At 63.6% G+C, this 24,066-nt stretch carries 22 protein-coding genes; 11 read left to right on the plus strand and 11 right to left on the minus strand.

What is annotated here, in order from left to right:
- Nucleotides 1-29: 29 nt before the first annotated feature.
- Both ACCD03_RS04340 and ACCD03_RS04345 read right to left on the minus strand, forming a co-directional pair.
- Nucleotides 30-1,301 (minus strand): polyhydroxyalkanoate depolymerase, encoded by a 1,272-nt coding sequence (locus tag ACCD03_RS04340; RefSeq protein ID WP_253536719.1) that lies wholly within the window; start codon nucleotides 1,299-1,301, stop codon nucleotides 30-32.
- A 204-nt stretch (nucleotides 1,302-1,505) separates the two neighbouring features.
- A complete protein-coding gene (locus ACCD03_RS04345) occupies nucleotides 1,506-2,702 on the minus strand; it encodes an amino acid aminotransferase (RefSeq protein WP_413410964.1) in 1,197 nt (398 codons plus the stop codon).
- 336 nt (nucleotides 2,703-3,038) lie between these two features.
- On the opposite strand from ACCD03_RS04345, the gene uvrB reads away from it, so the two are divergent.
- Together uvrB and ACCD03_RS04355 are read left to right on the plus strand one after the other, a co-directional pair.
- Nucleotides 3,039-5,129, plus strand: coding sequence for an excinuclease ABC subunit UvrB (gene uvrB, locus ACCD03_RS04350; protein ID WP_413410965.1), 2,091 nt, complete (start codon nucleotides 3,039-3,041; stop codon nucleotides 5,127-5,129).
- Between the two features lie 169 nt (nucleotides 5,130-5,298).
- Nucleotides 5,299-7,383, plus strand: coding sequence for a site-specific recombinase (locus ACCD03_RS04355; RefSeq protein WP_413410967.1), 2,085 nt, complete (start codon nucleotides 5,299-5,301; stop codon nucleotides 7,381-7,383).
- Nucleotides 7,384-7,385: 2 nt separating this feature from the next.
- Here ACCD03_RS04355 and rbsK read toward each other — a convergent pair whose 3' ends face one another.
- The 5 genes from rbsK to ACCD03_RS04380 are packed head-to-tail and all read right to left on the minus strand — an operon-like array spanning nucleotide 7,386 to nucleotide 13,014.
- On the minus strand, nucleotides 7,386-8,351 hold the full coding sequence (rbsK, locus tag ACCD03_RS04360) for a ribokinase (protein WP_325655052.1): 966 nt from the start codon (nucleotides 8,349-8,351) through the stop codon (nucleotides 7,386-7,388).
- 37 nt (nucleotides 8,352-8,388) lie between these two features.
- Complete coding sequence (locus ACCD03_RS04365; protein ID WP_413410968.1) at nucleotides 8,389-9,429, minus strand: LacI family DNA-binding transcriptional regulator; 1,041 nt, start codon at nucleotides 9,427-9,429, stop codon at nucleotides 8,389-8,391.
- Between the two features lie 18 nt (nucleotides 9,430-9,447).
- On the minus strand, nucleotides 9,448-10,455 hold the full coding sequence (locus ACCD03_RS04370; RefSeq protein WP_325655049.1) for an ABC transporter permease: 1,008 nt from the start codon (nucleotides 10,453-10,455) through the stop codon (nucleotides 9,448-9,450).
- Nucleotides 10,445-12,025 (minus strand): sugar ABC transporter ATP-binding protein, encoded by a 1,581-nt coding sequence (locus ACCD03_RS04375; protein ID WP_325655047.1) that lies wholly within the window; start codon nucleotides 12,023-12,025, stop codon nucleotides 10,445-10,447. Before ACCD03_RS04375 ends, ACCD03_RS04370 begins: the two co-directional genes overlap by 11 nt.
- Nucleotides 12,026-12,054: 29 nt before the next feature.
- Nucleotides 12,055-13,014, minus strand: a complete 960-nt coding sequence (locus tag ACCD03_RS04380; RefSeq protein ID WP_253536723.1) for a sugar ABC transporter substrate-binding protein — start codon at nucleotides 13,012-13,014, stop codon at nucleotides 12,055-12,057.
- Between the two features lie 423 nt (nucleotides 13,015-13,437).
- Here ACCD03_RS04380 and iscR point away from each other — a divergent pair, with 423 nt between their 5' ends.
- The 9 genes from iscR (at nucleotide 13,438) to iscX (ending at nucleotide 19,462) form a co-directional block, all read left to right on the plus strand.
- Entirely contained in the window at nucleotides 13,438-14,031 is a 594-nt protein-coding gene (gene iscR / locus ACCD03_RS04385) for a Fe-S cluster assembly transcriptional regulator IscR (protein ID WP_232042377.1), read from the plus strand.
- Nucleotides 14,032-14,105: 74 nt separating this feature from the next.
- The gene (locus tag ACCD03_RS04390) at nucleotides 14,106-15,323 is read left to right on the plus strand and encodes an IscS subfamily cysteine desulfurase (RefSeq protein ID WP_024976136.1); all 1,218 of its coding nucleotides are present in this window, start codon (nucleotides 14,106-14,108) and stop codon (nucleotides 15,321-15,323) included.
- A gap of 59 nt (nucleotides 15,324-15,382) precedes the next feature.
- On the plus strand, nucleotides 15,383-15,784 hold the full coding sequence (iscU, locus tag ACCD03_RS04395) for a Fe-S cluster assembly scaffold IscU (protein ID WP_045204422.1): 402 nt from the start codon (nucleotides 15,383-15,385) through the stop codon (nucleotides 15,782-15,784).
- A gap of 26 nt (nucleotides 15,785-15,810) precedes the next feature.
- Nucleotides 15,811-16,131, plus strand: a complete 321-nt coding sequence (gene iscA / locus ACCD03_RS04400) for an iron-sulfur cluster assembly protein IscA (protein ID WP_045204421.1) — start codon at nucleotides 15,811-15,813, stop codon at nucleotides 16,129-16,131.
- Between the two features lie 10 nt (nucleotides 16,132-16,141).
- Nucleotides 16,142-16,342, plus strand: a complete 201-nt coding sequence (locus tag ACCD03_RS04405) for a DUF3565 domain-containing protein (protein ID WP_024976134.1) — start codon at nucleotides 16,142-16,144, stop codon at nucleotides 16,340-16,342.
- A gap of 34 nt (nucleotides 16,343-16,376) precedes the next feature.
- Nucleotides 16,377-16,916: a Fe-S protein assembly co-chaperone HscB gene (hscB, locus tag ACCD03_RS04410; protein WP_045204420.1), complete on the plus strand. Its 540-nt coding sequence runs from the start codon at nucleotides 16,377-16,379 to the stop codon at nucleotides 16,914-16,916.
- Between the two features lie 69 nt (nucleotides 16,917-16,985).
- Nucleotides 16,986-18,851 (plus strand): Fe-S protein assembly chaperone HscA, encoded by a 1,866-nt coding sequence (gene hscA / locus ACCD03_RS04415; RefSeq protein WP_413410969.1) that lies wholly within the window; start codon nucleotides 16,986-16,988, stop codon nucleotides 18,849-18,851.
- 46 nt (nucleotides 18,852-18,897) lie between these two features.
- Nucleotides 18,898-19,236, plus strand: a complete 339-nt coding sequence (fdx, locus tag ACCD03_RS04420; protein ID WP_045204418.1) for an ISC system 2Fe-2S type ferredoxin — start codon at nucleotides 18,898-18,900, stop codon at nucleotides 19,234-19,236.
- Nucleotides 19,237-19,267: 31 nt separating this feature from the next.
- Nucleotides 19,268-19,462: a Fe-S cluster assembly protein IscX gene (gene iscX / locus ACCD03_RS04425; protein ID WP_045204417.1), complete on the plus strand. Its 195-nt coding sequence runs from the start codon at nucleotides 19,268-19,270 to the stop codon at nucleotides 19,460-19,462.
- Between the two features lie 79 nt (nucleotides 19,463-19,541).
- Here iscX and ACCD03_RS04430 read toward each other — a convergent pair whose 3' ends face one another.
- The 4 genes from ACCD03_RS04430 to prfB all read right to left on the minus strand — a co-directional run bounded on the left by ACCD03_RS04430 (nucleotide 19,542) and on the right by prfB (nucleotide 23,994).
- A complete protein-coding gene (locus tag ACCD03_RS04430) occupies nucleotides 19,542-20,285 on the minus strand; it encodes a glycine zipper 2TM domain-containing protein (protein ID WP_045204416.1) in 744 nt (247 codons plus the stop codon).
- Between the two features lie 267 nt (nucleotides 20,286-20,552).
- Complete coding sequence (lysS, locus tag ACCD03_RS04435) at nucleotides 20,553-22,097, minus strand: lysine--tRNA ligase (protein WP_325655042.1); 1,545 nt, start codon at nucleotides 22,095-22,097, stop codon at nucleotides 20,553-20,555.
- Between the two features lie 26 nt (nucleotides 22,098-22,123).
- Nucleotides 22,124-22,864 carry an SDR family oxidoreductase gene (locus tag ACCD03_RS04440; protein WP_325655041.1) on the minus strand — a complete coding sequence of 247 codons (741 nt, stop codon included), beginning with the start codon at nucleotides 22,862-22,864 and terminating at the stop codon, nucleotides 22,124-22,126.
- 25 nt (nucleotides 22,865-22,889) lie between these two features.
- Nucleotides 22,890-23,994 (minus strand): peptide chain release factor 2 gene (gene prfB / locus ACCD03_RS04445; RefSeq protein ID WP_102064856.1). Its coding sequence is split into 2 segments (ribosomal slippage): nucleotides 22,890-23,912 and nucleotides 23,914-23,994, totalling 1,104 coding nucleotides; the frame shifts between segments, so codons are not numbered across the junction.
- Nucleotides 23,995-24,066 lie beyond the last annotated feature (72 nt).

Raw genomic sequence — 24,066 nt, forward strand, 5'->3', positions numbered from 1 at the left:
TGCGAGGCTTTTTCTTGGGTGCTTAAGGCTTACGCGACTGCTTTGATGCGCGGCGCGCCCTCTTCGTTGCGGCGAATGAAATCACGCAACTGCGGATACACCTGCTCGCGCCAGCGGCGACCCGAGAAGATGCCATAGTGGCCGCACTTGGGCGCCGTCAGGTGCTGCTTGCGCGCGTTCGGGATGCCGGTGCACAGGCCATGGGCGGCTTCGGTCTGACCGCTGCCGGAGATGTCGTCCAGCTCGCCCTCGATGGTGAAGAGCGCGGTGCTCTTGATGTCCTGTGGACGCACCGGCTTGCCTTCCACCACCCACGTGCCATTGGCCAGGTGGAATTCCTGGAACACGTCGCGGATGGTTTCCAGGTAATACTCGGCCGCCATGTCGAGCACGGCGTTGTACTCGTCGTAGAAGCGTACGTGGGCTTCAGCGTCTTCCGTGTCGCCCTCGATCAGATTCAGGTAATAGTCGTAGTGCGATGACAGGTGGCGGTCCGGGTTCATCGCCACGAAGCCGGCGTGTTGCAGGAAGCCCGGATAAACCTTGCGGCCGTGGCCCGGATAGTTGGCCGGCACCGTATAGATCACGTTGTTCTCGAACCAGCTGTGCGACTTGTTGGTCGCCAGCGAATTGACGGAGGTCGGGCTCTTACGTGCATCGATCGGGCCACCCATCATGGTCATGGTGCGCGGTGTCTTCTCGCCGTCCGAGGCCATCAGCGAGATGGCGGCCAGCACGGGCACGGTCGGCTGGCACACCGAGATCACGTGCAGCTTGTCGGCGCCAATGTGATTGATGAACTCGCGGATGTAGTTGATGTAGTCCGACAGGTGGAAGGCACCTTCCTCGGCCGGCACCATGCGGGCGTCGATCCAGTCGGTCACGTACACCTTGTGATCCTGCAGCAACGTGCGCACGGTGTCGCGCAGCAGCGTGGAGTGGTGGCCCGACAGCGGTGCGCACACCAGCACGATCGGCTCATCCTTGAGCAGCTTGATGGTCTCGGCGTCGTCGGCGTAGCGCTTGAAGCGGATCAGGCGGCAGAACGGCTTCTCGATGATGGTCTGTTCGACGATGGGAATGTCGCGGCCGTTGGACTTGACGGAGCGGATGCCGAATTCCGGCTTTTCATACTCCTTGCCCAGGCGGTACAGCAGCTCGTAGCCCGCAGCGTAGCGTTGCGCGCCGGGCATCAGGGACAGCGGACTCAGTGGGTTGGTGAAGGTCTTGGCGGTCGCTTGGGCCCAAGCCGTCATGGGGCTGAGCAGGGCGCGCTGGAATTCATGAAGCTGGTAAAGCATGGCTGGACCGGTCTGTGGTGGCGAGGGCGACGCAAACGATTATGCACCTAGGCGCATGTTACTGCGATGCAGCATAAACCCTGATAACAGAGTGTTGCGTCGCTCTATGATGCGCCCGTGTCAGTCTATTCCCATGCAGCAAAAAAGCGGCCGAAGCCGCTTTTCTTTTTGCAATTGCACCTGAGGCGTGACGCCTACCGCACCTTACAGGACGTCAGCGATGGCGTTCACTACGGCGTCGATGTTGTGCGTGTTCAGCGCGGCCACGCAGATGCGGCCGGTCGACACGGCGTAGATGCCGTGCTCGTTGCGCAGGCGGTCCACTTGCGTGGAGGTCAGGCCGGAGTACGAGAACATCCCACGCTGGGCCTTCACGAACGAGAAATCGGTCTTCACGCCCTTGGCGGCCAGCTTGTCGACCAGTGCGTTGCGCATCGACTTGATGCGGTCGCGCATTTCGCCCAGTTCCTGTTCCCACATTGCGCGCAGCTCAGGGCTCGTCAGCACGCTGGCGACGATCGTGCCACCGTGCGTCGGCGGGTTCGAGTAGTTCGTGCGGATCACGCGCTTGACTTGCGACAGCACGCGAGCGGCCTCGTCCTTGCTGGTCGTCACGATCGACAGTGCGCCGACGCGCTCGCCGTACAGCGAGAACGACTTCGAGAACGAGCTGGAAACGAAGAACGGCAGGCCCGATTCAGCAAACAGGCGCACGGCCAGGCCGTCTTGCTGGATGCCGTCGGCAAAGCCTTGGTAAGCCATGTCGAGGAACGGAATCAGGTTCTTTGCCTTGATGACTTCCACGACCTGCTTCCACTGCTCGGTGGTCATGTCCACGCCGGTGGGGTTGTGGCAGCAGGCGTGCAGCACGACGATCGTGTTCGGCGCGTAGCTGTTGAGCGAATCCATCATGCCGGCGAAGTTCAGGCCGTGCGACGGGGCATCGTAGTACGCGTAGTTGACGACTTCGAAGCCGGCCGACTCGAACAGCGCGCGGTGGTTTTCCCAGCTCGGGTCGGAAATGGCGACCTTGGCGTCCGGGTACAGGCGCTTGAGGAAGTCGGCGCCGATCTTCAGTGCGCCGGTGCCGCCCAGGGCTTGCGCGGTGACCACGCGGCCTTCGGTGATCAGAGGCGATTCAGCGCCGAACAGCAGCTTCTGCACGGCCTGGTCGTAGGCAGCGATGCCTTCGATCGGCAGGTAGCCACGCGGAGCTGCGGCGGCCAGGCGGGCCTTTTCAGCCTCTTGCACGGCGCGCAGCACCGGAATTTTCCCTTCGTCGGTGAAGTACACGCCCACGCCCAGATTCACTTTGGTGCTGCGGGTATCGGCGTTGAAAGCTTCATTCAGGCCCAGGATGGGATCGCGCGGAGCCAGTTCGACGGCGGAGAAAAGCGACATGAGATGTCTCGATCGGTTGGTTCGGAATTCGGTGGGATCTTGCAGGCGGTGCGGCGCGGACTCCGGGGCGGGTCGCCCGGCGCCAGATGTACAACGAGGCGCGCACGAAGATGGATTGTACCGAATACAGGCTCTAATCGCCCGAAAAATCCTTGCAGAACAGGCGCCTAAAGCGTTTGAACGGCCAGTACAGATTTGCCGCCCCGGCTGTCCAAACGATTGCCCGGGCCGCACGCTACACTAGACGATTGGTTGCAATTGCCGCTGCCACCCTCACTTTCCGAGGGCGTGCGAGTCACTTTGTCGACTTCCCGCGCTGCCATCCTACCCGCCGCCATGACCGATCTGAGCCAAGTCCCCAGCCCGCACGATGAGTCGAAGTTCGTGACTTTCGAGGGCTCGCCGTTCCAGTTGTACCAGCCGTATCCGCCGGCCGGCGACCAGCCGGAGGCGATTCGCCAGCTCGTGGAGAACATTGGCGACGGCCTGTCGTACCAGACCCTGCTGGGCGTGACGGGCTCGGGCAAGACCTTCACCATGGCCAATGTGATCGCGCAGGTGGGGCGGCCGGCCATCGTGTTTGCGCCGAACAAGACGCTGGCGGCACAGCTGTATTCGGAGTTTCGCGAGTTTTTCCCGCGCAATGCGGTGGAGTACTTCGTCTCGTACTACGACTACTACCAGCCTGAGGCCTATGTGCCGCAGCGTGATCTCTTCATCGAGAAGGACTCGTCGATCAACGAGCACATCGAGCAGATGCGGCTCTCCGCCACCAAGAGCCTGCTGGAGCGCCGCGATGTGGTGATCGTGGCCACCGTCTCGGCCATTTACGGTATCGGCAACCCGAGCGAATACCACCAGATGATCCTGACGCTGCGCGCGGGCGACAAGGTCAGCCAGCGTGACGTGATCGCACGCCTGATCGCCATGCAGTACACGCGCAACGAGACGGATTTCCAGCGGGGCACGTTCCGCGTGCGTGGCGATACGGTCGACATTTTTCCGGCCGAGCATGCAGAGATGGCCGTGCGTCTGGAGCTGTTCGACGATGAAGTCGAATCGCTGCAACTGTTCGATCCGCTGACGGGCCGTGTGCGGCAGAAGATTCCGCGCTTTACGGTGTACCCGTCGAGCCACTACGTGACGCCGCGCGAGACCGTGCTGCGCGCCATCGAGACCATCAAGGCCGAGCTGCGCGAACGGCTCGATTTCTTCTACAAGGAAAATAAGCTGGTGGAAGCGCAGCGGCTGGAACAGCGCACGCGCTTCGATCTGGAGATGCTGCAGGAGCTGGGCTTCTGCAAGGGCATCGAGAACTATTCGCGACATCTGTCCGGCTCTGCGCCGGGCGAGCCGCCGCCGACGCTGGTCGACTACCTGCCGCCGGAAGCGCTGATGTTCCTCGATGAATCGCACGTGCTGATCGGTCAGCTCAACGGCATGTACAACGGTGACCGCGCGCGCAAGGAAACGCTGGCTGAATACGGGTTCCGCCTGCCTTCCGCGCTCGACAACCGGCCGCTCAAGTTCGCCGAATTCGAGACCAAGATGCGGCAGGTGACGTTCGTGTCTGCCACGCCCGGGGATTACGAAAAGAAGACGGCGGGCACGGAAGTCGTCGAGCAGGTCGTGCGCCCCACAGGCCTTGTCGACCCGATCATCGAGGTGCGCCCGGCCACGACGCAGGTCGACGATCTGCTGTCCGAGATCCATGTGCGCGTCGAGGCTGGCGAGCGTGTGCTGGTGACCACGCTCACCAAGCGCATGGCGGAGCAACTGACCGAGTTCCTGTCGGAGAACGGCGTCAAAGTCCGCTACCTGCATTCGGACATCGATACCGTGGAACGTGTGGAGATCATCCGCGACCTGCGCCTGGGCACGTTCGATGTGCTGGTCGGTATCAACCTGCTGCGCGAGGGGTTGGATATTCCCGAAGTGTCACTCGTGGCGATTCTGGATGCCGACAAGGAAGGCTTCCTGCGCGCCGAGCGCTCGCTCATCCAGACGATCGGCCGCGCCGCGCGGAACGTGAACGGCACCGCCATCCTTTATGCCGATCGCATGACCGATTCGATGAAGAAGGCAATCGGCGAAACCGAGCGCCGCCGTGCCAAGCAGATCGCCCACAACGAGGCGCACGGCATCACGCCGCGCGGTGTGGTCAAGCGGATCAAGGACATCATCGACGGTGTGTACAACGTCGACGACGCGCGCGCCGAACTGAAGGCCGCACAAGAGGCTGCCAAGTACGAAGACATGAGCGAGAAGCAGGCGTCAAAGGAAATCAAGCGCCTGGAAAAACAGATGCTCGATCACGCCAAGAACCTCGAATTCGAAAAGGCGGCGGCGGTGCGCGATCAGCTTGCCAAGCTCAAGTCGCAGCTCTTCGGGGCGAGCGGCGAAGACCATATCGTTCCGGCTGCCTGAACTGCGCGGCCACGTGCGTTGTCGGATTCCCGCCGCCTTGCTCCAAGCAGGCGGCGCGTGATTTTTGACGCCATTTCAGAGCAAAATTCAGGCGCCGTGCGTCGCCTGACCGGGGAACTGGCACGTGCTGCAGCGCTCGACTGCACGCGTCCGCCATCAAGGGAGTTCGATGTTCAATTTTTTGCTTAACCCGTGGCGCAAGTGGCGCGCTTCCCGGCACGCCAGCCATCAACTCGATGCCATCCTCGCCCAGTTCGAACCCACGCGCAGTCTGGCCGAACGCAACGAATGGCTGATCGAGCTGGGCTATTGGCTGCGCCGGGCAGAGCGACCTGTTGGCGCTGAATCGGGGTCTTGGCGCTATGCGCGTCTGCGCTATCTGCTGCAGGTGCTGGAGAACAATCCGGCCTTGGCTGAACGCGTCGGGCAGACATTGCGCAGCATCGTGCAGGACAACGATCCGGTGTCGCTGCTGTGCGATACGGGGCTTTCGTCACGCTCGGGTTTCTGGAGCGAGTTGATCGACCGCTGGCAGGCGCGCTTGCTGCCGCCCGCACCCAATCAGCCGCAACTGGCAACGTTGTTTGCACTGCTGTTTGTGGGGCCGACCGATGCCCAGTGGGTGGATGGCCTGGACGATGAACTGGTCACGCGCCTTTATGCGCTGTTCCGTGCGGGGATGACGGATGCCGATCACGCAGCCGGCCAGACGCGACTGGAGCGCAGTCTTGGCATCGGCATCCAGATCCTGATCAGTCAGGTCCGTGCGGCGGGTTTGTCGCGCGGTATCCGCAGCCGCATGGACCATGCGGAACTCACCGATTCTCCGTTCTATCTGCTGGCTGATGCGGCCAACGCGATCTTTCTTGAACGGCCCGACACGGAGCTGGCGAGCCCGGAGCAGTTCCTGCAGGAACTCAACTACTTCCGCGCAGTGCTGGACCGCTGCCGCTCAGCTGCGGCCAGCGTGTATCAGCATTTGGACGAGAACGGTGTCTCGGTGGAAGTCGTGTTCCAGGTCGAACGCATGAAGGCGTGGCTGGGCCGCATCGATTTGCTGCTCACGGCGTGGGCGGATACGCAGGGCTCGCGCCGCTTCGTGCATATGACGGCCGAACTGGTGTCGGCCAGCCAGCATCGCCGCAGCGTGGGGTATCTGATCCGCTCCACGTTTGCTGATCTGGCGCGCAAGGTGGTCGAGCGCTCTGCGGAAAGCGGCGAGCACTACATCACCCGCGACGGCAAGGAATACGGCGCGATGGTCAAGGCTGCAGCCGGCGGCGGCGTCATTACGGCGGCCACGGTGTACATCAAGTTCTTCATCACCGGGGCGCATTTGTCGCGCTTTACCGAAGGGTTGTTCGCGTCGATCAACTATGCGGTCAGCTTTCTCGGCATCCATTTCGCGCATTTCACGCTGGCCACCAAACAGCCCGCCATGACCGCGCCCGCACTGGCGCACCGGCTCGATCAGGTGGGCCGCCAGGAAGGGCTGGACCGCTTTGTCGACGACACGGTCGCCATGATCCGCTCCAACGCGGCGGCGATTGCAGGCAACCTGGTGGCCGTGGCGCCGGTGGCTTTCCTGGTGCAGTGGCTGGCGGGGCGTTTCTTCCATACGGATCTGGTTTCGGCAGCGAAGGCGATGGCGACCATCGATTCGTTTTCGATCCTTGGGCCGACGCCGCTGTACGCGATCTTCACGGGCGTGCTGCTGTGGGCCTCAAGCCTGGCGGCGGGGTGGGCCGACAACTGGTTTGCGCTGCACCGTGTGCATGACGTGATTGCCTACCACCGGCGCTTGCGGTTCATGGTCGGCACGCAGGGCGCACAGCGCATCGCCAGCTTCTGGAAGCGCAATCTGTCGGGCATTGTCGCCAACGTATCGCTGGGCTTCATGCTCGGGCTGGGGCCCGAGATCCTGTCGTTTTTCGGCCCGCATATGGAAGTGCGTCACGTCACGCTGTCGACTGGTGCGGTGGCAACCGCCGTGGGCGTGCTGGGCCCCAGCGTGGTGCATACGGCGCCGTTCTGGCTGGCCGTGGCCGGCATTGCGCTGATGGGTGTGCTGAACGTCCTAGTGTCGTTCGCGCTGGCCTTCAATATGGCGATGCGCTCACGCAACCTGCGCGGAGTCGATCGCAAACGCGTGACGGGTGCCGTGTGGCGCCGAATCTTGCGGGACCCGCTGTGCCTGCTGGTGCCGCGTGCCCCGACTGTGAGCACGCCGCCCAGCACCAGCACGCCGGTCTAGGTCTAGTGGGTTGCGGGCGCGGCAGGCGCGCCCAACTCGCTACGGAACGGAATGGATGGCTGCGCGCCGAGCCGCGTGACTGACACTGCCGCCGCGGCTTGCCCAAATGCGATGGCCGTATCGGGCGCCACGCCTTCCGCCAGCGCCGCAGCCAGCGCGCCGACAAACGTATCGCCGGCAGCGGTGGTGTCGATGGCTTGCGCGATGGGTGCCGGCATCAGCAGGCGAGATTGCGCATCTACGTAGGCCACGCCGCGCGCGCCCAGCGTGACAATCACGTGCCGCGCACCCTGCGCATGCAGATCAGCGGCGGCATCCAGTGCGGCTTCGGGCGAATCAACAGGCCGGGTTGTCAGCAGCGCGGCTTCGGTTTCGTTCGGGATCAGGTAATCGCAGGCCGCAATCCATGGGGTAGGCAGTGGGCCGATGGCAGGCGCCGGGTTCAGGATGACCGTTTTGCCAAGCCGCTGGCCCAGCTTGAGCGCGCATTCCACAGCATCCGGCGGAGACTCCAGCTGACAGACGATCACGCGTGCGCGTTCGAACGCAGCCCGCTGCGCTTCGATCATGGCTGGTGTCAGCAATTCGTTGGCGCCGGCCACGATGACGATGGTGTTCTGGCCGCTGTTGGCCACGGTCACGCAGGCGATGCCGGTGGCCGCCCCGGCGTGCACCGACACCATCGACGTGTCCACGCCCTCGCGACGCAGGCCGTCGCGCAGTGCGGTGCCGTATGCGTCGTCACCCACGCAGCCGAGCATGGCGACACGGGCCCCCAGGCGCGCAGCCGCCACGGCCTGGTTGGCACCCTTGCCGCCCGGGATGGTTTCCAGCGCAGGCGCAGCAACCGTTTGCCCGGGACGCGGCAAGCGCGGCGTGCGGATCACGAGATCCATATTCAGGCTGCCGACGATCAGCACGTCGGCAGCGGGGTGGGCAGAAGAGGCGGAAGGGCGCTTGGCCACCATGGCAAAACTACGTTGAAAGCGTGAAAGGAATGCGGGATCAGGCGGCGCGGGCGGGGCGCTCGGGTTCGGCGGTCGACTCGCGCAAAGACAGGCGCGGTGGCAGCACGATGCGGCGCGCACGCCGCTCTTCCACGGGATGGCGCAAGGCGTTGTCGCCGAGGTGTTCGAGCAGCGTCTGCGCGGTGGTCTCGCCCAACTGGCGGATCGATTGGCCAACGGTGGACAGCGCCGGATAGACGTAGCGGCTCAGTTCGATGTCGTCAAAGCCCATCACGGACAGCGCCTTCGGCACGGGAATGCCCAGTTCCGCCGCAGCACGCAGCGCACCAATGCCCATCAGGTCATTGCCGGCAAAGATGGCCGTGGGCATCTCGCCTTCGGTCAGCAACTGGCGCGCGGCGCGGTAGCCGCCGGGGCTGGTGAAATCGCCTTCGGCAATGCGGGCGGAGGCTTCCGGCACGCTGGCTTCGCGCAGCGCACGGTGGAAACCGGCCAGGCGCTCTGCCGTCACGCTCAGTGCCGACGGCCCGCTGATGCAGGCGATGCGGCGGTGGCCGAGGTCCAGCAGATGCTTGGTCGCCATGTACGCGCCTTCTTCGTGATCGACCTGCACCTGATCGGCCTGGATGCCTTCGGTCGGGCGGTCGACCATCACGATGGGCAGGGCGGATTCACCAAGCGCTTCAACCAATGCCGTGTCCGGCCCGGCGCTGCTGACGATGATGCCGTCGACGCGTTTTTCCATCAGCACACGCAGGTAGTCGCGCTGCTTGCGGGGGTCGTCGTCGGAGTTGCAGAGGATGACGCTGTAGCCGGCGGCAGCGCACACGTCTTCAATGCCCCGCGCCAACTCTGCAAAGTACGGGTTGGTGGCGGTGGGCACGAGCACGCCAATGGTGCGCGTGGTGCGGTGTTTGAGCGAGCGCGCCACGGCGCTGGGCACATAGCGCGTGGCGCGGATGGCTTCTTCCACGCGCTTGCGTGTCTCGGCGTTGACCGGTCTTGTGTTGTTGATGACGTGCGAGACGGTGGTGAACGAAACTCCGGCCAATGCGGCCACGTCCTTGATGGTTGCCATGACGATCTCCTCTGTCTCTTAATGTTGCTTGCTGCGGTTGCGCTTGCTGCGATAGGTATCCATGACCACGGCCGCGACGATGACCGCGCCCGTGATGATTCGTTTGGTGGGCTCCGATGCGCCGATCTGTGCAAGGCCCGATTCGAGCACCGAGATGATCAGCACGCCGAACAGGGTGCGCACGACCGAGCCGCGCCCACCCATCAGGCTCGTGCCGCCGATCACCACGGCCGCGATCACCTGCAGCTCCATGCCCACCCCGGCGTTCGGATCAGCCGCTTCCAGGCGCGAGACCTGGAATAGCGCGGCCAGGCCCGAGAGCAGCCCCATCAGCGCGAACACCGCAATCTTGTAGGGGCGCGGATTCACGCCCGCCAGCCGTACGGCTTCTTCATTGGTGCCGATAGCCACGAGGTAGCGGCCGAACACCGTGCGCACCAGCACGATCTGGCCGACGATCGTGATGACAATCGCAATCAGGAAAGACGGCGCAATGCCCAGCGCGATGGGGTTGGCCAGCCAGTCGACCGCGCTGCCGATGTACACGGTGCGCGAATCGGTGAGGCTGTAGGCGAGGCCGCGCGCCATTTCCAACACGCCCAGTGACACGATGAACGACGGGATACCCCAGTGCACCGTGACCGCGCCGGTCAGCATGCCCGCCGCCGTTGCCAGCACCACGCCTGCCAACGCCGCCGGCAACAAGCCCCAGCCCAACTGGGTCATGGCAACAGACAGCACCGAAGCCGCCAGCGCCAGCACTGAGCCCACCGACAAATCAATGCCGCCGATCATCAGGATGAACGTCATCCCCACGGCCATCACCAGCAGGTCGGGAATCTCGTTGGCGATGGTGGTGAACGTGGGCAGCGAGAAGAACGTCGGCGACAGCGTGCTGAACAGCACCAGCATGGCGACCAGCGCAGCGAGCAACCCGCCGATCGTGCCGAGCGACATGCCCAGTGCTGCGCGCGGGCTGGCGGTCGCGGCGGACGTCGTCGGGGGCAAGGTGGAATCAGAGCGCATCTGCGGTCTCCGAGGGCGATTGAGGTGCACGTGAGTCGGATTCCCCCGATTCACCGAAAGCGGCGGAGAGCAGGGCATCCTGGCTCCAGCCGTCGCGTCGGAAGATGTGCGTGAGCCGCCCGGCGCGCATGACGCCAATGCGATCACACAGTTGCATGAGTTCGCGCAGATCGCTCGAGACCACGACCAGCGCCTTGCCTCGCGCGGCCAGCGCGTCGAGCAGCGTATAGATGTCGAACTTGGCGCCGACGTCCACGCCTCGCGTCGGCTCATCGAATAGCAGCACGGGCGTGTCGCGCTCCAGCCAGCGCGCAATCGCTACCTTCTGCTGATTGCCGCCCGAGAGTTCACCCACCGGTTGCTCAGGCCCAGCGCAACGGACGCGCAATGCGCCGATGTGCCGCTGCGCCAGCGCACGCTCGCGCGCCGGTTGCAGCCAGCCTCGCTTCGTGACGCTTGGCATGTTGCCCAGCGCGATGTTGGTCGCGATGGGCAGGCTCAACATCAGGCCTTCGTCCTTGCGGTCTTCGGTGAGCAAGCTGATGCCGTGACGCACCGCGTCGCCGGGCGAACGGATGCGCACAGGCGCCAGCGGCGAGCCGACTTCGACGGTGCCCGCATCCGCGCGGTCCGCCCCGAAGATCAGCCGCAGCAACTCTGTGCGGCCCGCGCCGACCAGGCCGGCGATGCCGAAGATCTCTCCTGGCGCCACCTCGAAGCTCACATCGCGCACGGCCGGCGCACGCGTGAGGCCGGTCACCCGCAACGCCGGAGAGCCGTCACCGAGCCACGGCTCGCGCGCGGCCCGTTGCGTTTCAGATGAAGCGGCCACGTCGCGACCGACCATCGCCTGGATCAGCGCGTCCTGCGTGACTGTGACAGCCGGTGCGTCGGTGACCAGCTTGCCGTCACGTAGAACAACGATTCGATCGGCAATGCGCGCCAGTTCGTCCAGGCGGTGGGAAATATAGAGGATGGCCACGCCCTCGCGGCGCAGCGCGTCGATACGCTCGAACAGCGTGGCGCTTTCGTGCGCGCTCAGCATCGCCGTCGGCTCGTCGAGGATGAGCACCCGGCATGCGCTGGCCAGCGCGCGGGCAATTTCGATCATCTGCCGGTGGCCGATGCCGAGCTTGTGTACGGGCGTCCAGGGATCGAGGTCCAGACCCACGCGTGCAAGCGCCTGTTCGGCTCGATGGCGCAGCGCAGAACGGTCCACAAAACCCAGCCGCCGCGGCAGTTCGCCGAGGAACAGGTTCTCGGCCACCGTCAGCGTGGGCACCATGCTCAGCTCCTGCAGCACCATGCGCACGCCCAGCGCTTCGGCAGCGCTACGCGAATCGGGTGCGTACAGTGTGCCGCCAAGCGTCATGGAACCCGAGGTCGCTGTCTCCAGCCCGCAGAGGATCTTGGAAAGCGTGCTCTTGCCGGCGCCGTTCTCCCCCGTGAGCGCAAGCACCTCGCCCGCGTGCACGTCGAGATCGATATCTCGCAGCACGGGGGCGGCGTAGTGCTTGCTGACGGCGGAGACGCGCAGCAGCGGCGGGCGCGGTTCGTGAGCGGCAGACATGGCTGGCGGCGGCTTGCCTGTCTGGCGCGTTACGTGCGGGTGACGAGGTTGACTGGCGTCTCGACGACACCCGACAGCTTCGCCTGCGGCGTCTTGGCGGCCAGCGCTTTCAGGGCGGTCTCGATGCCGTAGACGGCTTGCTGATCGGCGTGCTGATCAGCAGTGGCAACGACACGCCCATCCGCCAGCATGGCCTTGATGGCTTCGATGTTGTCATAGCCACCAATCAGCACTTTGCCCAGCTTGCCCGCCGCGCGCACCGCCGAGACGGCGCCGATGGCCATGTTGTCGTTGCCGCACAGCAGCGCCTTCAGGTCAGGCTCCGAGCGCAGCATGGCGGCCGCCACCTTGTTGCCCTTGTCGATTTCCCATTCGCCCGATTGCACCCCGGCGATCTTCAGCTTGGCGGCTTCGGCAGCGTCCTTGAAGCCGGCGGTGCGCTGCTGGGCGTTCGTGGTGGTCGGAATGCCTTCAATAATGCCCACGGCATCGCCCGGCTTGAGGGACTTGGCAACGAAGTCGCCAACGAGTCTTGCCCCCTTGCGGTTGTCCGGCCCCACGAAGGGCACGTTGAGCCCTTTCTCCTTGAGCGCCGCCGGGTCCAGCCGGTTGTCGATGTTGATGACGAGAATGCCCGCGTCCACGGCCTTTTTGACTACTGGCACCAATGCCTTGGAGTCGGCCGGCGCCAGCACCAGCGCATCCACACGCGCGACGATCATCTGCTCGACTAGGCGGATCTGGCCGGCGGTATCGGTTTCGTCGCGAATGCCGTTAGTCAGCAGCGAGTACTCCGACGCGTGATCTTTCTGATGCTTGCGGGCGCCGTTCTCCATGGTCAGGAAGAACTCGTTGGCGAGCGACTTCATTACCAGCGCCACTTTGGGTGGCTGGTTGGCGGCGTACGCCAGCGAAAACGGGAACGGCAGAGCGGCAGCTACGGCAGAGCCCGCGCCAATTTTCAGGGCGCGGCGACGGCGGATATCCATGGTGTCTCCTCCAGGAAGAGGCCTATCTGGGGCGGGTGGATGCGGGCGTCGTTGCTGCTTCATGCCGTAAGGCATTCCTAAGGGCAATTGCGCCTCGCTCTTCGCAAACGTTTGCGTATCTGACAGTCTCGGCTACCGCGTAACAGAAGTCAATGAAATTGCGCTTTCCACCGCATAAGGAAAAACCCGTAGTGACGCCGCCTGCGCGCTCGGCGCGCCAGTTGCGTTGCGAGAGCGGCGTGATAGCCCTATCGAACGTGGTTGATTGTTTTAGTCCACAATACGGCCTGCCGCGTGGCCACCCCGTTTTTCGGGCTCTGCAAATCCCCTTGCTGCAACGCGGAATCCCCCGACGCCTTAGTTGACCGATTTTGTCGGGTTCCTTTATACTTGAGCAAAACGATCAGGTATTTCCCCGACGCCATGAGATTGACCACCAAAGGCCGCTTCGCGGTCACCGCCATGATTGACTTGGCGCTGCGCCAAGAGCAGGGTCCGGTCACGCTGGCTGGCATCAGCCAGCGTCAGAAGATTTCGCTGTCGTATCTGGAGCAGCTGTTCGGCAAACTGCGCCGCCACGAAATCGTGGAAAGTGTGCGCGGGCCGGGCGGCGGCTACAGCCTCGCGCGGCGTGCCGGCGACGTTACCGTTGCCGACATCATCATCGCCGTGGACGAGCCGCTGGACGCCACCCAGTGCGGCGGAAAGGGCAACTGCGGCGGCGAGGAGCATGTCGGCGGTCACACGGGCCGCTGTATGACGCACGACCTGTGGGCCACGCTCAATCAGAAAATGGTCGAGTATCTCGATTCGGTGTCGCTGCAGAACCTGGTCGATCAGCAACGCGAACGTCAGCCCGAAGTGATTCAGGACATGCGTGAAGCGCGTCCGGCCCGCCGCGAACGTGCGCCGACACGCGCACGCGCGGTCGACACGCCCGCCGCCACGTCGGTGGCCGCCGAGCCGGTCAAGCGAGCACCGCTGGTCAACTCCGTTTTCAGCCTGGCGCAGTCGTGATTGCGTCAGCGTGAGGCTGGCCACGACGCCAGCCCCACACAAGAACATCGCCCCCCACACAAGGCAGACAAGATATGAGCACCCCGCAACTTCCCATCTACATGGACTATTCCGCGACGACGCCGGTGGATCCGCGCGTGGTCGACAAGATGATCCCGTACCTGCGCGAGAGCTTCGGCAATCCTGCTTCGCGCAGCCACCCGTTTGGCTGGGAAGCCGAGAAGGCCGTCGAGACCGCGCGCGAGCAGGTTGCAGCACTGGTGAATGCTGACCCGCGCGAAATCGTCTGGACGTCTGGTGCTACCGAGTCCGACAACCTTGCCATCAAGGGCGCTGCCAACTTCTACAGCAGCAAGGGCAAGCACATCATCACCGTCAAGACCGAGCACAAGGCTGTGCTGGACACGACACGTGAGCTGGAACGCCAGGGCTTCGAAGTGACGTATCTGGACGTGAAGGACAACGGCCTGATCGATATCGAAGTCTTCAAGCAAGCCATCCGCCCCGACACCATTCTTGCGTCGGTGATGATGGTGAACAACGAAATCGGCGTGGTTCAGGACATCGAGCAGTTGGGTGAGATCTGCCGCGAAAAGGGCGTGATCTTCCACGTGGATGCCGCGCAGGCCACGGGCAAGGTGGGCATCGACCTGCAGAAGCTGAAGGTCGACTTGATGTCGTTCTCGGCCCACAAGACGTATGGGCCGAAGGGCATCGGTGCGCTGTACGTGCGCCGCAAGCCACGTATCCGCATCGAAGCACAGATGCACGGCGGTGGCCACGAGCGCGGCATGCGTTCGGGCACGCTGGCTACGCATCAGATTGTGGGCATGGGCGAGGCCTTCCGCATTGCCAAGGAAGAAATGGCGACCGAGAACGAGCGCATCCGCATGCTTCGTGATCGCCTGTATCGCGGCCTCAACACGATGGAAGAGGTGTATGTGAACGGCGACATGGAAGCCCGTGTGCCGCACAACCTCAACATCAGCTTCAACTTCGTCGAAGGCGAGTCGCTGATCATGGCCATCAAGGACGTTGCCGTGTCGTCGGGCTCGGCCTGTACTTCGGCATCGTTGGAACCTTCGTACGTGCTGCGTGCGCTGGGCCGCAACGACGAACTGGCTCACAGTTCGATCCGTTTCACGGTCGGCCGCTTCACCACCGAAGAAGAGGTCGATTACGTGGTCGAACTGCTCAAGAACAAGATCGGCAAGCTGCGCGACCTGTCTCCGCTGTGGGAGATGTACAAGGACGGCGTGGATCTGAACAGCATTCAATGGGCGGCGCACTAAGCGCGGCGTTTGAGAACAACGGCGCCCCCGCGCCAGCCAACGATTGAAAGAGGTGTGAAATGTCTTACAGCAACCAAGTTCTGGACCATTACGAAAACCCGCGTAACGTCGGTTCGTTCGAGAAGGGCGACGACACGGTCGGTACCGGCATGGTCGGCGCGCCGGCTTGCGGCGACGTGATGAAGCTGCAGATCAAGGTCAACGAGCAGGGCGTGATTGAAGACGCCAAGTTCAAGACCTACGGCTGCGGTTCTGCCATTGCTTCTTCGTCGCTGGTGACGGAGTGGGTGAAGGGCAAGACGCTGGATCAAGCGCTGGAAATCCGCAACACGGCCATCGCTGAAGAGCTGGCCTTGCCGCCGGTGAAGATCCACTGCTCGATCCTGGCCGAAGACGCTATCAAGGCAGCCGTGGCCGACTACAAGGAAAAGCACGGCTCGACCGAGCAGAAGGCTGCTTGAGCCGGATTGGACAGAAAGGACGCAGCATGATCACCCTGACCGACAAGGCCGCGCAGCACGTTTCCCGCTACCTGACCCGCCGTGGCAAGGGCGTGGGCCTGCGCGTGGGCGTGAAGACCACGGGCTGTTCGGGCCTGGCATACAAGCTCGAGTACGCGGATGACATCGCCGCCGAAGACCAGGTCTTCGAATCCAACGGCGTCAAGGTGATCGTCGATCCGAAGAGCTTGCCTTACATCGACGGCACCGAGCTGGACTATGCACGCGAAGGCCTGAACGAAGGGTTCCGCTTCAACAACCCGAACGTGAAGGACGAGTGCGGCTGCGGCGAGTCGTTCCGCGTGTGAGCGGGGCGCATTGAAGCAGGCGATTGTCGGTTTCGAGCGGGACGAGGAGGGCCACTGGGTCGCCCGTCTCGCTTGCGGACATGGGCAGCACATGCGCCACGATCCGCCCTGGCAGTTGCGGCCCTGGACTGAAACCGAAGCCGGGCGCGCCAGCAAGATCGGCGTGATTGTGGAATGCCTGAAGTGCGATCGGGGTGAGCCGGTCGAATAAGGGACACGAGGCGGCGCAGCCGCTTTTTTTATTCATGAATTCCGGCTTGTCAGCGAACACGACGCATTTTTCCCTCTTCGGTTTGCCCGAGCACTTCGAGGTCGACGACGACGCGCTGAACGCCGCGTATCGTACCGTGCAGTCGCAGGCGCATCCGGATCGCTATGCCCACGCAGGCGACGCCGAACGCCGCGTCGCCATGCAATGGGCCACGCGCGCTAACGAGGCGTATCAGACGCTGCGTGACCCGCTCAAACGGGCGACGTATCTGTTGCACCTGCGTGGTATCGATGTGCAAGCCGAGAACAATACCGCCATGCCGGCTGCGTTTCTGATGCAGCAAATGGAATGGCGCGAAGCCCTGGGCGATGCCAAGGCGGAGCGCAACGTCGATGCCTTGGACGGTTTGCTTGGCATGCTGCGCAAGGAAAAACGTACCCGCTATCAGGCGCTGTCCGGCCTGCTCAATGGCGAGGGCAACACCGCAGCCGCAGCGGATGCCGTGCGCCAATTGATGTTCATCGAAAAGATCGAACGCGATACCGCCGAGGCCATCGACCGGCTGGAAGACTAGAACCCAGAATTTGCGACAATGTTGGGTTTGCCTCGGCAGGCAGCCCATCCGCGCAATCGAGACATCCCCATGGCTTTACTGCAGATTTCCGAACCTGGCGAATCGCCCGCACCGCACCAGCGCCGTCTGGCGGTGGGCATCGACCTGGGCACGACCAACTCGCTGGTGGCCTCCGTGCGCAGCAGCGTGCCGGAAGTGCTGCCCGATGATCAGGGCCGCCCGCTGCTGCCCTCCGTGGTGCGCTATCTGACCACGGGTGGCGCGCATATTGGCTATAAGGCCCAGGCCGAAGCCGTGCGTGACCCGAAGAACACCATCATCTCGGTCAAGCGCTTTATGGGGCGAGGCCTGAAGGATGTCGCCCACATCGAGAACACGCCGTACGACTTTGTCGACGCGCCCGGCATGGTGCAATTGAAGACCGTGGCCGGCGTGAAGAGCCCGGTGGAAGTGTCGGCGGAGATTCTCGCCACGCTGCGCCAGCGCGCCGAAGACACGCTCGGCGATGAGCTCGTCGGCGCCGTCATCACCGTGCCTGCGTACTTTGACGATGCGCAGCGCCAAGCCACCAAGGACGCAGCCAAACTGGCCGGCCTGAACGTGCTGCGCCTGCTGAACGAACCGACCGCCGCCGCCATCGCCTATGGCCTGGACAATGCCGCTGAAGGCATTTACGCGGTGTATGACCTGGGTGGCGGTACGTTCGACATCTCGGTGCTCAAGCTCACCAAGGGCGTGTTCGAGGTGATGTCGACGGGCGGTGACTCCGCGCTCGGTGGTGACGATTTCGACCAGCGCATCGTCTGCTGGATCGTCGAGCAAGCCGGTCTGCAACCGCTCTCTGCCGAAGACACGCGCCTGCTGCTGAACAAGGCACGCGCCGCCAAGGAGTGGCTCTCCACCGCCGACAGCACCGAGATTGACGCGATGCTCTCCACCGGCGAGACCGTGCACCTCGTGCTGACTGCAGAGGTCTTTGCCGAACTGACCGCCAACCTCGTGCAGAAGACGCTGTCGCCTGTGCGCCGCGCGCTGCGCGATGCGGGCGTGACGGTCGAAGAGGTAAAGGGCGTGGTGCTGGTCGGTGGCGCGACGCGCATGCCGATCATCCGCCGTGCTGTTGGCCAGCTGTTTGGCCAGACGCCGCTCACGAACCTCGATCCGGACCAAGTGGTCGCTATCGGTGCAGCCATGCAGGCCAACCTGCTGGCCGGTAACCGTGCGCCGGGTGAAGACTGGCTGCTGCTCGACGTGATCCCGCTGTCGCTGGGCGTCGAGACGATGGGCGGCCTGGTCGAGAAGATCATCCCGCGCAACAGCACGATTCCCGTCGCGCGTGCGCAGGAGTTCACCACGTTCAAAGACGGCCAGACGGCTATGGCGATCCACGTGCTGCAGGGCGAGCGCGAACTGGCGAGCGATTGCCGTTCGCTGGCGCGTTTCGAGTTGCGCGGCATCCCTCCGATGGTGGCCGGCGCCGCGCGCATTCGCGTGACGTATCAGGTGGATGCCGATGGCTTGCTGTCAGTGGCGGCACGCGAAACGGTGTCGGGCGTGGAAGCGTCGATTGCCGTGAAGCCGTCGTACGGTCTGGCCGATGACGATGTCGCCCGCATGCTGCAGGAAGGTTTCCAATCCGCCGAAGATGACATGCGCCGTCGTGCGCTGGCGGAAGAGCGCGTTGAAGGTGAGCGCTTGCTTGAGGCGCTGTCGCAAGCGCTGGCGGCCGATGGCGATCTGCTGTCGCCCGAAGAGCGCGCCGCCATCGACAGCGAAATTGCCGCGCTGCGCACCACCATGCGGGGCGATGACCACCGCGCCATCAAGGACGCCGTGGACGCCCTGTCGCACGGCACCGACGAATTTGCCGCGCGCCGCATGGACCGCGGCATTCGCAAGGCGCTCGCCGGCAAACGTATCGAGGAGCTCGGCTGATCGCCGATTGCATCCCCCAAAACACACTTATCGAACGAGTTTCTTCATGCCACACATCGTCGTCCTTCCTCACGTCGAATACTGCCCGGAAGGGGCCGTGATCGAAGCCAAGCCCGGCACGACCATCTGCGATGCGCTGCTGGGTGCCGACATCGAGATCGAGCACGCATGCGAGAAGTCGTGTGCCTGCACGACCTGCCACGTGATCGTGCGCGAAGGCTTCAATTCGCTGGATGAGGCGAGCGAGAAGGAAGAGGATTTGCTCGACAAGGCCTGGGGCCTAGAGCCGAACTCGCGCTTGTCGTGCCAGGCCAAGGTGGCGGATACGGACTTGACCGTCGAGATCCCGAAGTACACGATCAACCACGCCAAGGAAAACCACTGAGCCAAGCGGCCAGCGGAGGAGGGAGCCCATCATGAAATGGAACGACATCCAGCAGATTGCGGAAGCGCTGTACGACAAGTATCCCGAAGTCGATCCCACGCGCCTGAACTTTGTCGATCTGCACAACAAGGTCGTCACGCTGGAGGGCTTTGACGACGACCACAAGCGTGGCGGCGAGAAGTTTCTCGAGGCCATCCAGCAAGCCTGGATCGACGAAGCGGAATAAGCGCTAGCGCTAAAAGCGCGTACGCATGAAAAAACCGGCCCGAAGGCCGGTTTTTCTTTGGTGCGAAGGCGACGGCGAGTTAGCCAGCCACCAGCGTACCGTTCTCGATATGCACGCGCTCGCCTGCCTGGAAGCCCGGGGCGGCCTTGTACGTGAAGCTGCGGTTTGTACCGTTGTCCATGCGCACGTTCACGCGGTATTGGGTGTCGCGGCTGTAGTAGTTCTCGGCTACATGGCCGCCGTAACCGCCTGCCACCGCGCCGCCGACTGTCGCCAGCGTACGGCCATTGCCGCGGCCAATCTGGTTACCCAGCAAGCCGCCCACCACAGCGCCACCGATCATACCCAGACCGGTTTCCTTACCTTGCGTGGTAATCGGGGTGACCGACGTCACATGGCCGGCATAGGGGCTGGCCGATTGGCGCGGCTGTGTTTGCGCATAGCTCGGGCTGGTCGAGGGCGCGCGTTCAGCGTACGACGGCTCACGAGCTCGCGCCGGAGCGGGTGCCATATTCTGTGCCGGATACGGCGCGGCTTGGTTTGGCTGCGTCGTCTGGCCCGGTGCAGCCAGCGCCATCGGGGCCGAAGCGCCCGGCATTGCCGCTGCCGATTGCGCGGCCACATTCGGATCTGTGCTGCCCTGCGTAGCCTTTGATGTCGGCAGCACGCCGGTGATGGCAGCCACAGCGGTCAGGCTTGCGATGATCACGGCCACAGCCGCCGTGGTCATCAGCGGATGCATGCGTCGTGACGACGACGGCACCTGACCCGGCGAGGTGCCACCGTATTGTTGACCTTGGTTCGGTTGGATGTTGTTAGTCATCTTCGTTCTCCTGCGGCCCGTGATTGGTTCGTTGTTCGGCCCTTCGATGATCACAGTGTGGTCCATCGCCCAAACGGATGCCGTTTTAATTTGTAAGCATCTGTACTCTTATTTTTCTATTGAAAATCAACGGCTTGGCGAGATTTGATACACATTGTCAAAGCGGGGCGATGTTACAAATAGCGGGGTAGGCGCAGGATTTGCACACGCGCGGGCAACAAAAAACGCCCCCGAAGGAGCGTTTTTTGAGATGGAGGACCGAGCCGATCAGTCTTCGCGGCGCAGGTGCGGGAAAAGGATCACGTCGCGAATGTTCGGGCTGTCCGTCAGCAGCATCACCAGGCGGTCAATGCCGATGCCGCAGCCGCCGGTCGGAGGCATGCCGTACTCCAATGCGCGGATGTAGTCGGCGTCATAGAACATGGCTTCTTCGTCGCCGGCGTCCTTCTGCTCGACCTGCTTGCGGAAGCGCTCAGCCTGGTCTTCCGGATCATTCAACTCGGAGAAGCCGTTGGCGATTTCGCGGCCGGTGATGAACAGCTCGAAGCGCTCGGTGATGCCAGGCAGCGTGTCGGAGCCGCGTGCCAGCGGCGACACTTCGACCGGATAGTCGATGATGAAGGTCGGCTCCCACAGCTGCGACTCGGCGGTTTCTTCAAACAGCACGAGCTGCAACGTGCCCACGCCGGCGTTCAGGAATTGCGGCGCGTTGGTGTCGATCTTGAACTTCTTCAGCTCAGCACGCAGGAAGTCGACATCGGCAAGTTGCACATCGGTGTACTGCGGCGCGTACTTCTGGATCGCTTGGCAGATGGTCAGGCGATGGAACGGCTTGGCAAGATCCAGCTCGCGGCCTTGATAGGTGAGCGTGGCGGTGCCCGAGGCGTCGATGGCGGCCTGGCGGATCAACTGTTCGGTGAAGTCCATCAGCCAGCGGTAGTCCGTGTAGGCCGCGTAGAACTCCATCATCGTGAACTCGGGATTGTGTCGCGGCGACACGCCCTCGTTACGGAAGTTGCGGTTGATCTCGTACACGCGCTCGAAACCGCCGACGATCAGGCGCTTGAGGTACAGCTCCGGTGCGATGCGCAGGAACATCTGCATGTCCAGCGCGTTGTGGTGCGTGATGAACGGCTTGGCTGCGGCACCGCCCGGAATCGGATGCAGCATCGGCGTCTCGACCTCCATGAAACCGTTGCCGGCCATGAAGTTGCGCAGCGAAGCCATGGCCTTGGTGCGGGCGCGGAATGTGTCGCGCGTTTCCTTCGACACGATCAGATCGACGTAGCGCTGGCGATACTTCTGTTCCTGGTCGGCCAGGCCGTAGTAGTCGCCCGGCAGCGGACGCAGGCTTTTCGAGAGCAGGCGCAGCTCCGTCACAGCCACCGACAGTTCGCCGGTCTTCGTCTTCATCAGCGTGCCGCGCGCGGCCACGATGTCGCCCAGGTCCCACTTCTTGAAGCTGGCGTAGACGTCTTCGCCCACGGCGTCGCGGCTGATGTAGAACTGGATGCGGTCGGTGGCGTCCTGCACGGTGGCAAAGCTGGCCTTGCCCATCACGCGCTTGAGCATCATGCGGCCGGCGATGGCCACCTGCACCGGTTCGGCTTCCAGTGCAGCCTGCTCCAGCTCGCGGTATTTCGCTTGCAGATCACCGGCATGGTGCGTCGGGCGGAAATCATTGGGAAACGCGACGCCCTGCTGGCGGATCTCTGCCAGCTTCTCGCGGCGCTCGGCGATGATCTTGTTGTCGTCCTGCGCCGGCACGGCGGCCGCGGTGTTCGATTCGGCCGGGTTGTTCTGTTCTGTCATGATGGTGAGGAGAGAGAAATGTCGGTTCAGGCGATGTTGCGCAGATCGTCCAGCTCGGTCGCGCCAAAGTCGGGGCGGACGAGGTAGGCGGCGATGCGCGCGGCGGCGTCTTGCGGCGAGACCAGCTCGCCATGCGCGTGCAGATCGCGGAAGCGCTGCACGCCGGCAAAGTCGGCGCCACGGATTGTGCGTTGCATGTCGGTGTCGATCACGCCCGGGGCCAGCGCCACGGCGCGCACGCTCGCGTCGCCATCGGCGTTGATGGCACGCACGAACATGTCCAGCCCGGCCTTGCCCGTGCAATACGCGGCCCAACCGGCGATCGGCCGGCGTGCCGCACCCGACGAGATCGCCAGCACGCGGCGCTGCGCGTTCCATGCGGCGGTGCCGCGCAGCAGGGCAGCGGTCAGCGCCATCGGGCCTGCCAGGTTCAGTTGCAGGTGCGGCAGCAGCGTATCGGCACGCAGCGTGTCGATCGTGCCGATCGGCTCGACCGCGCCGGCGTTGAGCACCAACGTCACATTGGCAAAGGCGGGCAGGGCGGCAAGCGTCTTGGTCATCCACGCCTCGGCGGCATGCGCGTTAGACAGGTCGACTTGGTGCCAGTCGAGCGTCACGCCGGCGGCGGCCGCCTGCGCGCGCAATTCAGCGTTGTCGCCGCGTGCCACGCAGATGAGGCGGCGACCGGGCTGCATCAGCGCCTGGGCAAGCGCGGCGCCCAGGCCGCGCGAGGCACCGGTCAGGATGAACAGGGACGTGTCAGACATGGCAGTCGCTCTGGTTTGGCTCGGATCAGACGCCCTGCTTCAGGCTGGCCTGGATAAAGGGATCGAGGTCGCCGTCCAGCACCTTCTGCGTGTTGGAGATTTCCACGTTGGTGCGCAGATCCTTGATGCGGCTCTGGTCGAGCACGTAGGAGCGGATCTGATGGCCCCAGCCCACGTCGGTCTTCGCAGCTTCCTGTGCGTCGGCAGCGGCCTGACGTTTGCGCAGCTCGTGCTCGTACAGGCGCGACTTCAGCATCGTCATCGCTTCGGCGCGGTTGCGGTGCTGCGAGCGGTCGTTCTGGCACTGCACGACGATGCCGGTCGGGATGTGCGTAATCCGCACGGCCGAATCCGTCTTGTTGATGTGCTGACCGCCCGCACCCGAAGCGCGGTATGTATCGACGCGCAGATCCGCCGGGTTGACCTCGATCTCGATCGAATCATCGACTTCCGGATACACGAAAATCGACGAGAACGACGTGTGGCGCCCGCCTGCCGAGTCGAACGGCGACTTGCGCACCAGGCGGTGCACGCCCGTTTCAGTGCGCAGGAAGCCAAAGGCGTATTCGCCTTCGACCTTGATCGATGCGCTCTTGATGCCGGCCACGTCGCCTTCGGACTCTTCCAGCACTTCGGTCTTGAAGCCCTTGCGCTCGCAGTACTTCAGGTACTGGCGCAGCAGCATCGACGCCCAGTCGCACGCTTCGGTGCCGCCAGCGCCGGCCTGGATGTCGATGAAGCAGTTGGCGGCGTCCATGGGGCCAGAGAACATGCGGCGGAATTCCATGTCTTCGACAATGGCGCGCATGCCCGCGGTGTCAGCCTCGATGGCTTCGATGGTGTCGTCGTCACCCTCTTCGCGGGCCAGCTCGAATAGCTCGGCGCCGCCGGTGAGGTCTTCGTCGAGCTTGGTCAGTGCCAGCACGACGGTTTCAAGCGACTTCTTCTCGCGACCCAGCTCCTGGGCGCGTTTGGGATCGTTCCAGACCTCGGGGTTCTCGAGTTCCTTATCGACTTCAACTAGACGTTCAGATTTGACGTCGTAGTCAAAGATACCTCCGAAGGTCGTCGGCGCGCGACTTCAGGTCGGCCAACGTGTTCTGGATGGCATTGAGGCGTTCTGCTTCCATGGTGCAAAAATCCGGTCGGAAACCGGAAATTATAGCGGAATCAAGGGGTTTCCCGTCCGGTTGGAACCCCAA

Origin of the sequence: Ralstonia sp. Ralssp135, assembly GCF_047304345.1 — a bacterium.
GTDB classification, from domain to species: domain Bacteria; phylum Pseudomonadota; class Gammaproteobacteria; order Burkholderiales; family Burkholderiaceae; genus Ralstonia; species Ralstonia chuxiongensis.

What these genes read in the sequence shown, in the direction of transcription:
- ACCD03_RS04440 (WP_325655041.1), bottom strand. Translation starts at nt 22,864, where the DNA reads ATGTCTGACACGTCCCTGTTCATCCTGACCGGTGCCTCGCGCGGCCTG.
- iscU (WP_045204422.1), top strand. Translation starts at nt 15,383, where the DNA reads ATGTCTTACAGCAACCAAGTTCTGGACCATTACGAAAACCCGCGTAAC.
- ACCD03_RS04375 (WP_325655047.1), bottom strand. Translation starts at nt 12,025, where the DNA reads ATGTCTGCCGCTCACGAACCGCGCCCGCCGCTGCTGCGCGTCTCCGCC.
- ACCD03_RS04370 (WP_325655049.1), bottom strand. Translation starts at nt 10,455, where the DNA reads ATGCGCTCTGATTCCACCTTGCCCCCGACGACGTCCGCCGCGACCGCC.
- rbsK (WP_325655052.1), bottom strand. Translation starts at nt 8,351, where the DNA reads ATGGTGGCCAAGCGCCCTTCCGCCTCTTCTGCCCACCCCGCTGCCGAC.
- ACCD03_RS04430 (WP_045204416.1), bottom strand. Translation starts at nt 20,285, where the DNA reads ATGACTAACAACATCCAACCGAACCAAGGTCAACAATACGGTGGCACC.
- iscR (WP_232042377.1), top strand. Translation starts at nt 13,438, where the DNA reads ATGAGATTGACCACCAAAGGCCGCTTCGCGGTCACCGCCATGATTGAC.
- ACCD03_RS04355 (WP_413410967.1), top strand. Translation starts at nt 5,299, where the DNA reads ATGTTCAATTTTTTGCTTAACCCGTGGCGCAAGTGGCGCGCTTCCCGG.
- ACCD03_RS04365 (WP_413410968.1), bottom strand. Translation starts at nt 9,429, where the DNA reads ATGGCAACCATCAAGGACGTGGCCGCATTGGCCGGAGTTTCGTTCACC.
- hscA (WP_413410969.1), top strand. Translation starts at nt 16,986, where the DNA reads ATGGCTTTACTGCAGATTTCCGAACCTGGCGAATCGCCCGCACCGCAC.
- ACCD03_RS04345 (WP_413410964.1), bottom strand. Translation starts at nt 2,702, where the DNA reads ATGTCGCTTTTCTCCGCCGTCGAACTGGCTCCGCGCGATCCCATCCTG.
- ACCD03_RS04340 (WP_253536719.1), bottom strand. Translation starts at nt 1,301, where the DNA reads ATGCTTTACCAGCTTCATGAATTCCAGCGCGCCCTGCTCAGCCCCATG.
- iscX (WP_045204417.1), top strand. Translation starts at nt 19,268, where the DNA reads ATGAAATGGAACGACATCCAGCAGATTGCGGAAGCGCTGTACGACAAG.
- hscB (WP_045204420.1), top strand. Translation starts at nt 16,377, where the DNA reads ATGAATTCCGGCTTGTCAGCGAACACGACGCATTTTTCCCTCTTCGGT.
- uvrB (WP_413410965.1), top strand. Translation starts at nt 3,039, where the DNA reads ATGACCGATCTGAGCCAAGTCCCCAGCCCGCACGATGAGTCGAAGTTC.
- lysS (WP_325655042.1), bottom strand. Translation starts at nt 22,097, where the DNA reads ATGACAGAACAGAACAACCCGGCCGAATCGAACACCGCGGCCGCCGTG.
- iscA (WP_045204421.1), top strand. Translation starts at nt 15,811, where the DNA reads ATGATCACCCTGACCGACAAGGCCGCGCAGCACGTTTCCCGCTACCTG.
- ACCD03_RS04380 (WP_253536723.1), bottom strand. Translation starts at nt 13,014, where the DNA reads ATGGATATCCGCCGTCGCCGCGCCCTGAAAATTGGCGCGGGCTCTGCC.
- fdx (WP_045204418.1), top strand. Translation starts at nt 18,898, where the DNA reads ATGCCACACATCGTCGTCCTTCCTCACGTCGAATACTGCCCGGAAGGG.
- ACCD03_RS04390 (WP_024976136.1), top strand. Translation starts at nt 14,106, where the DNA reads ATGAGCACCCCGCAACTTCCCATCTACATGGACTATTCCGCGACGACG.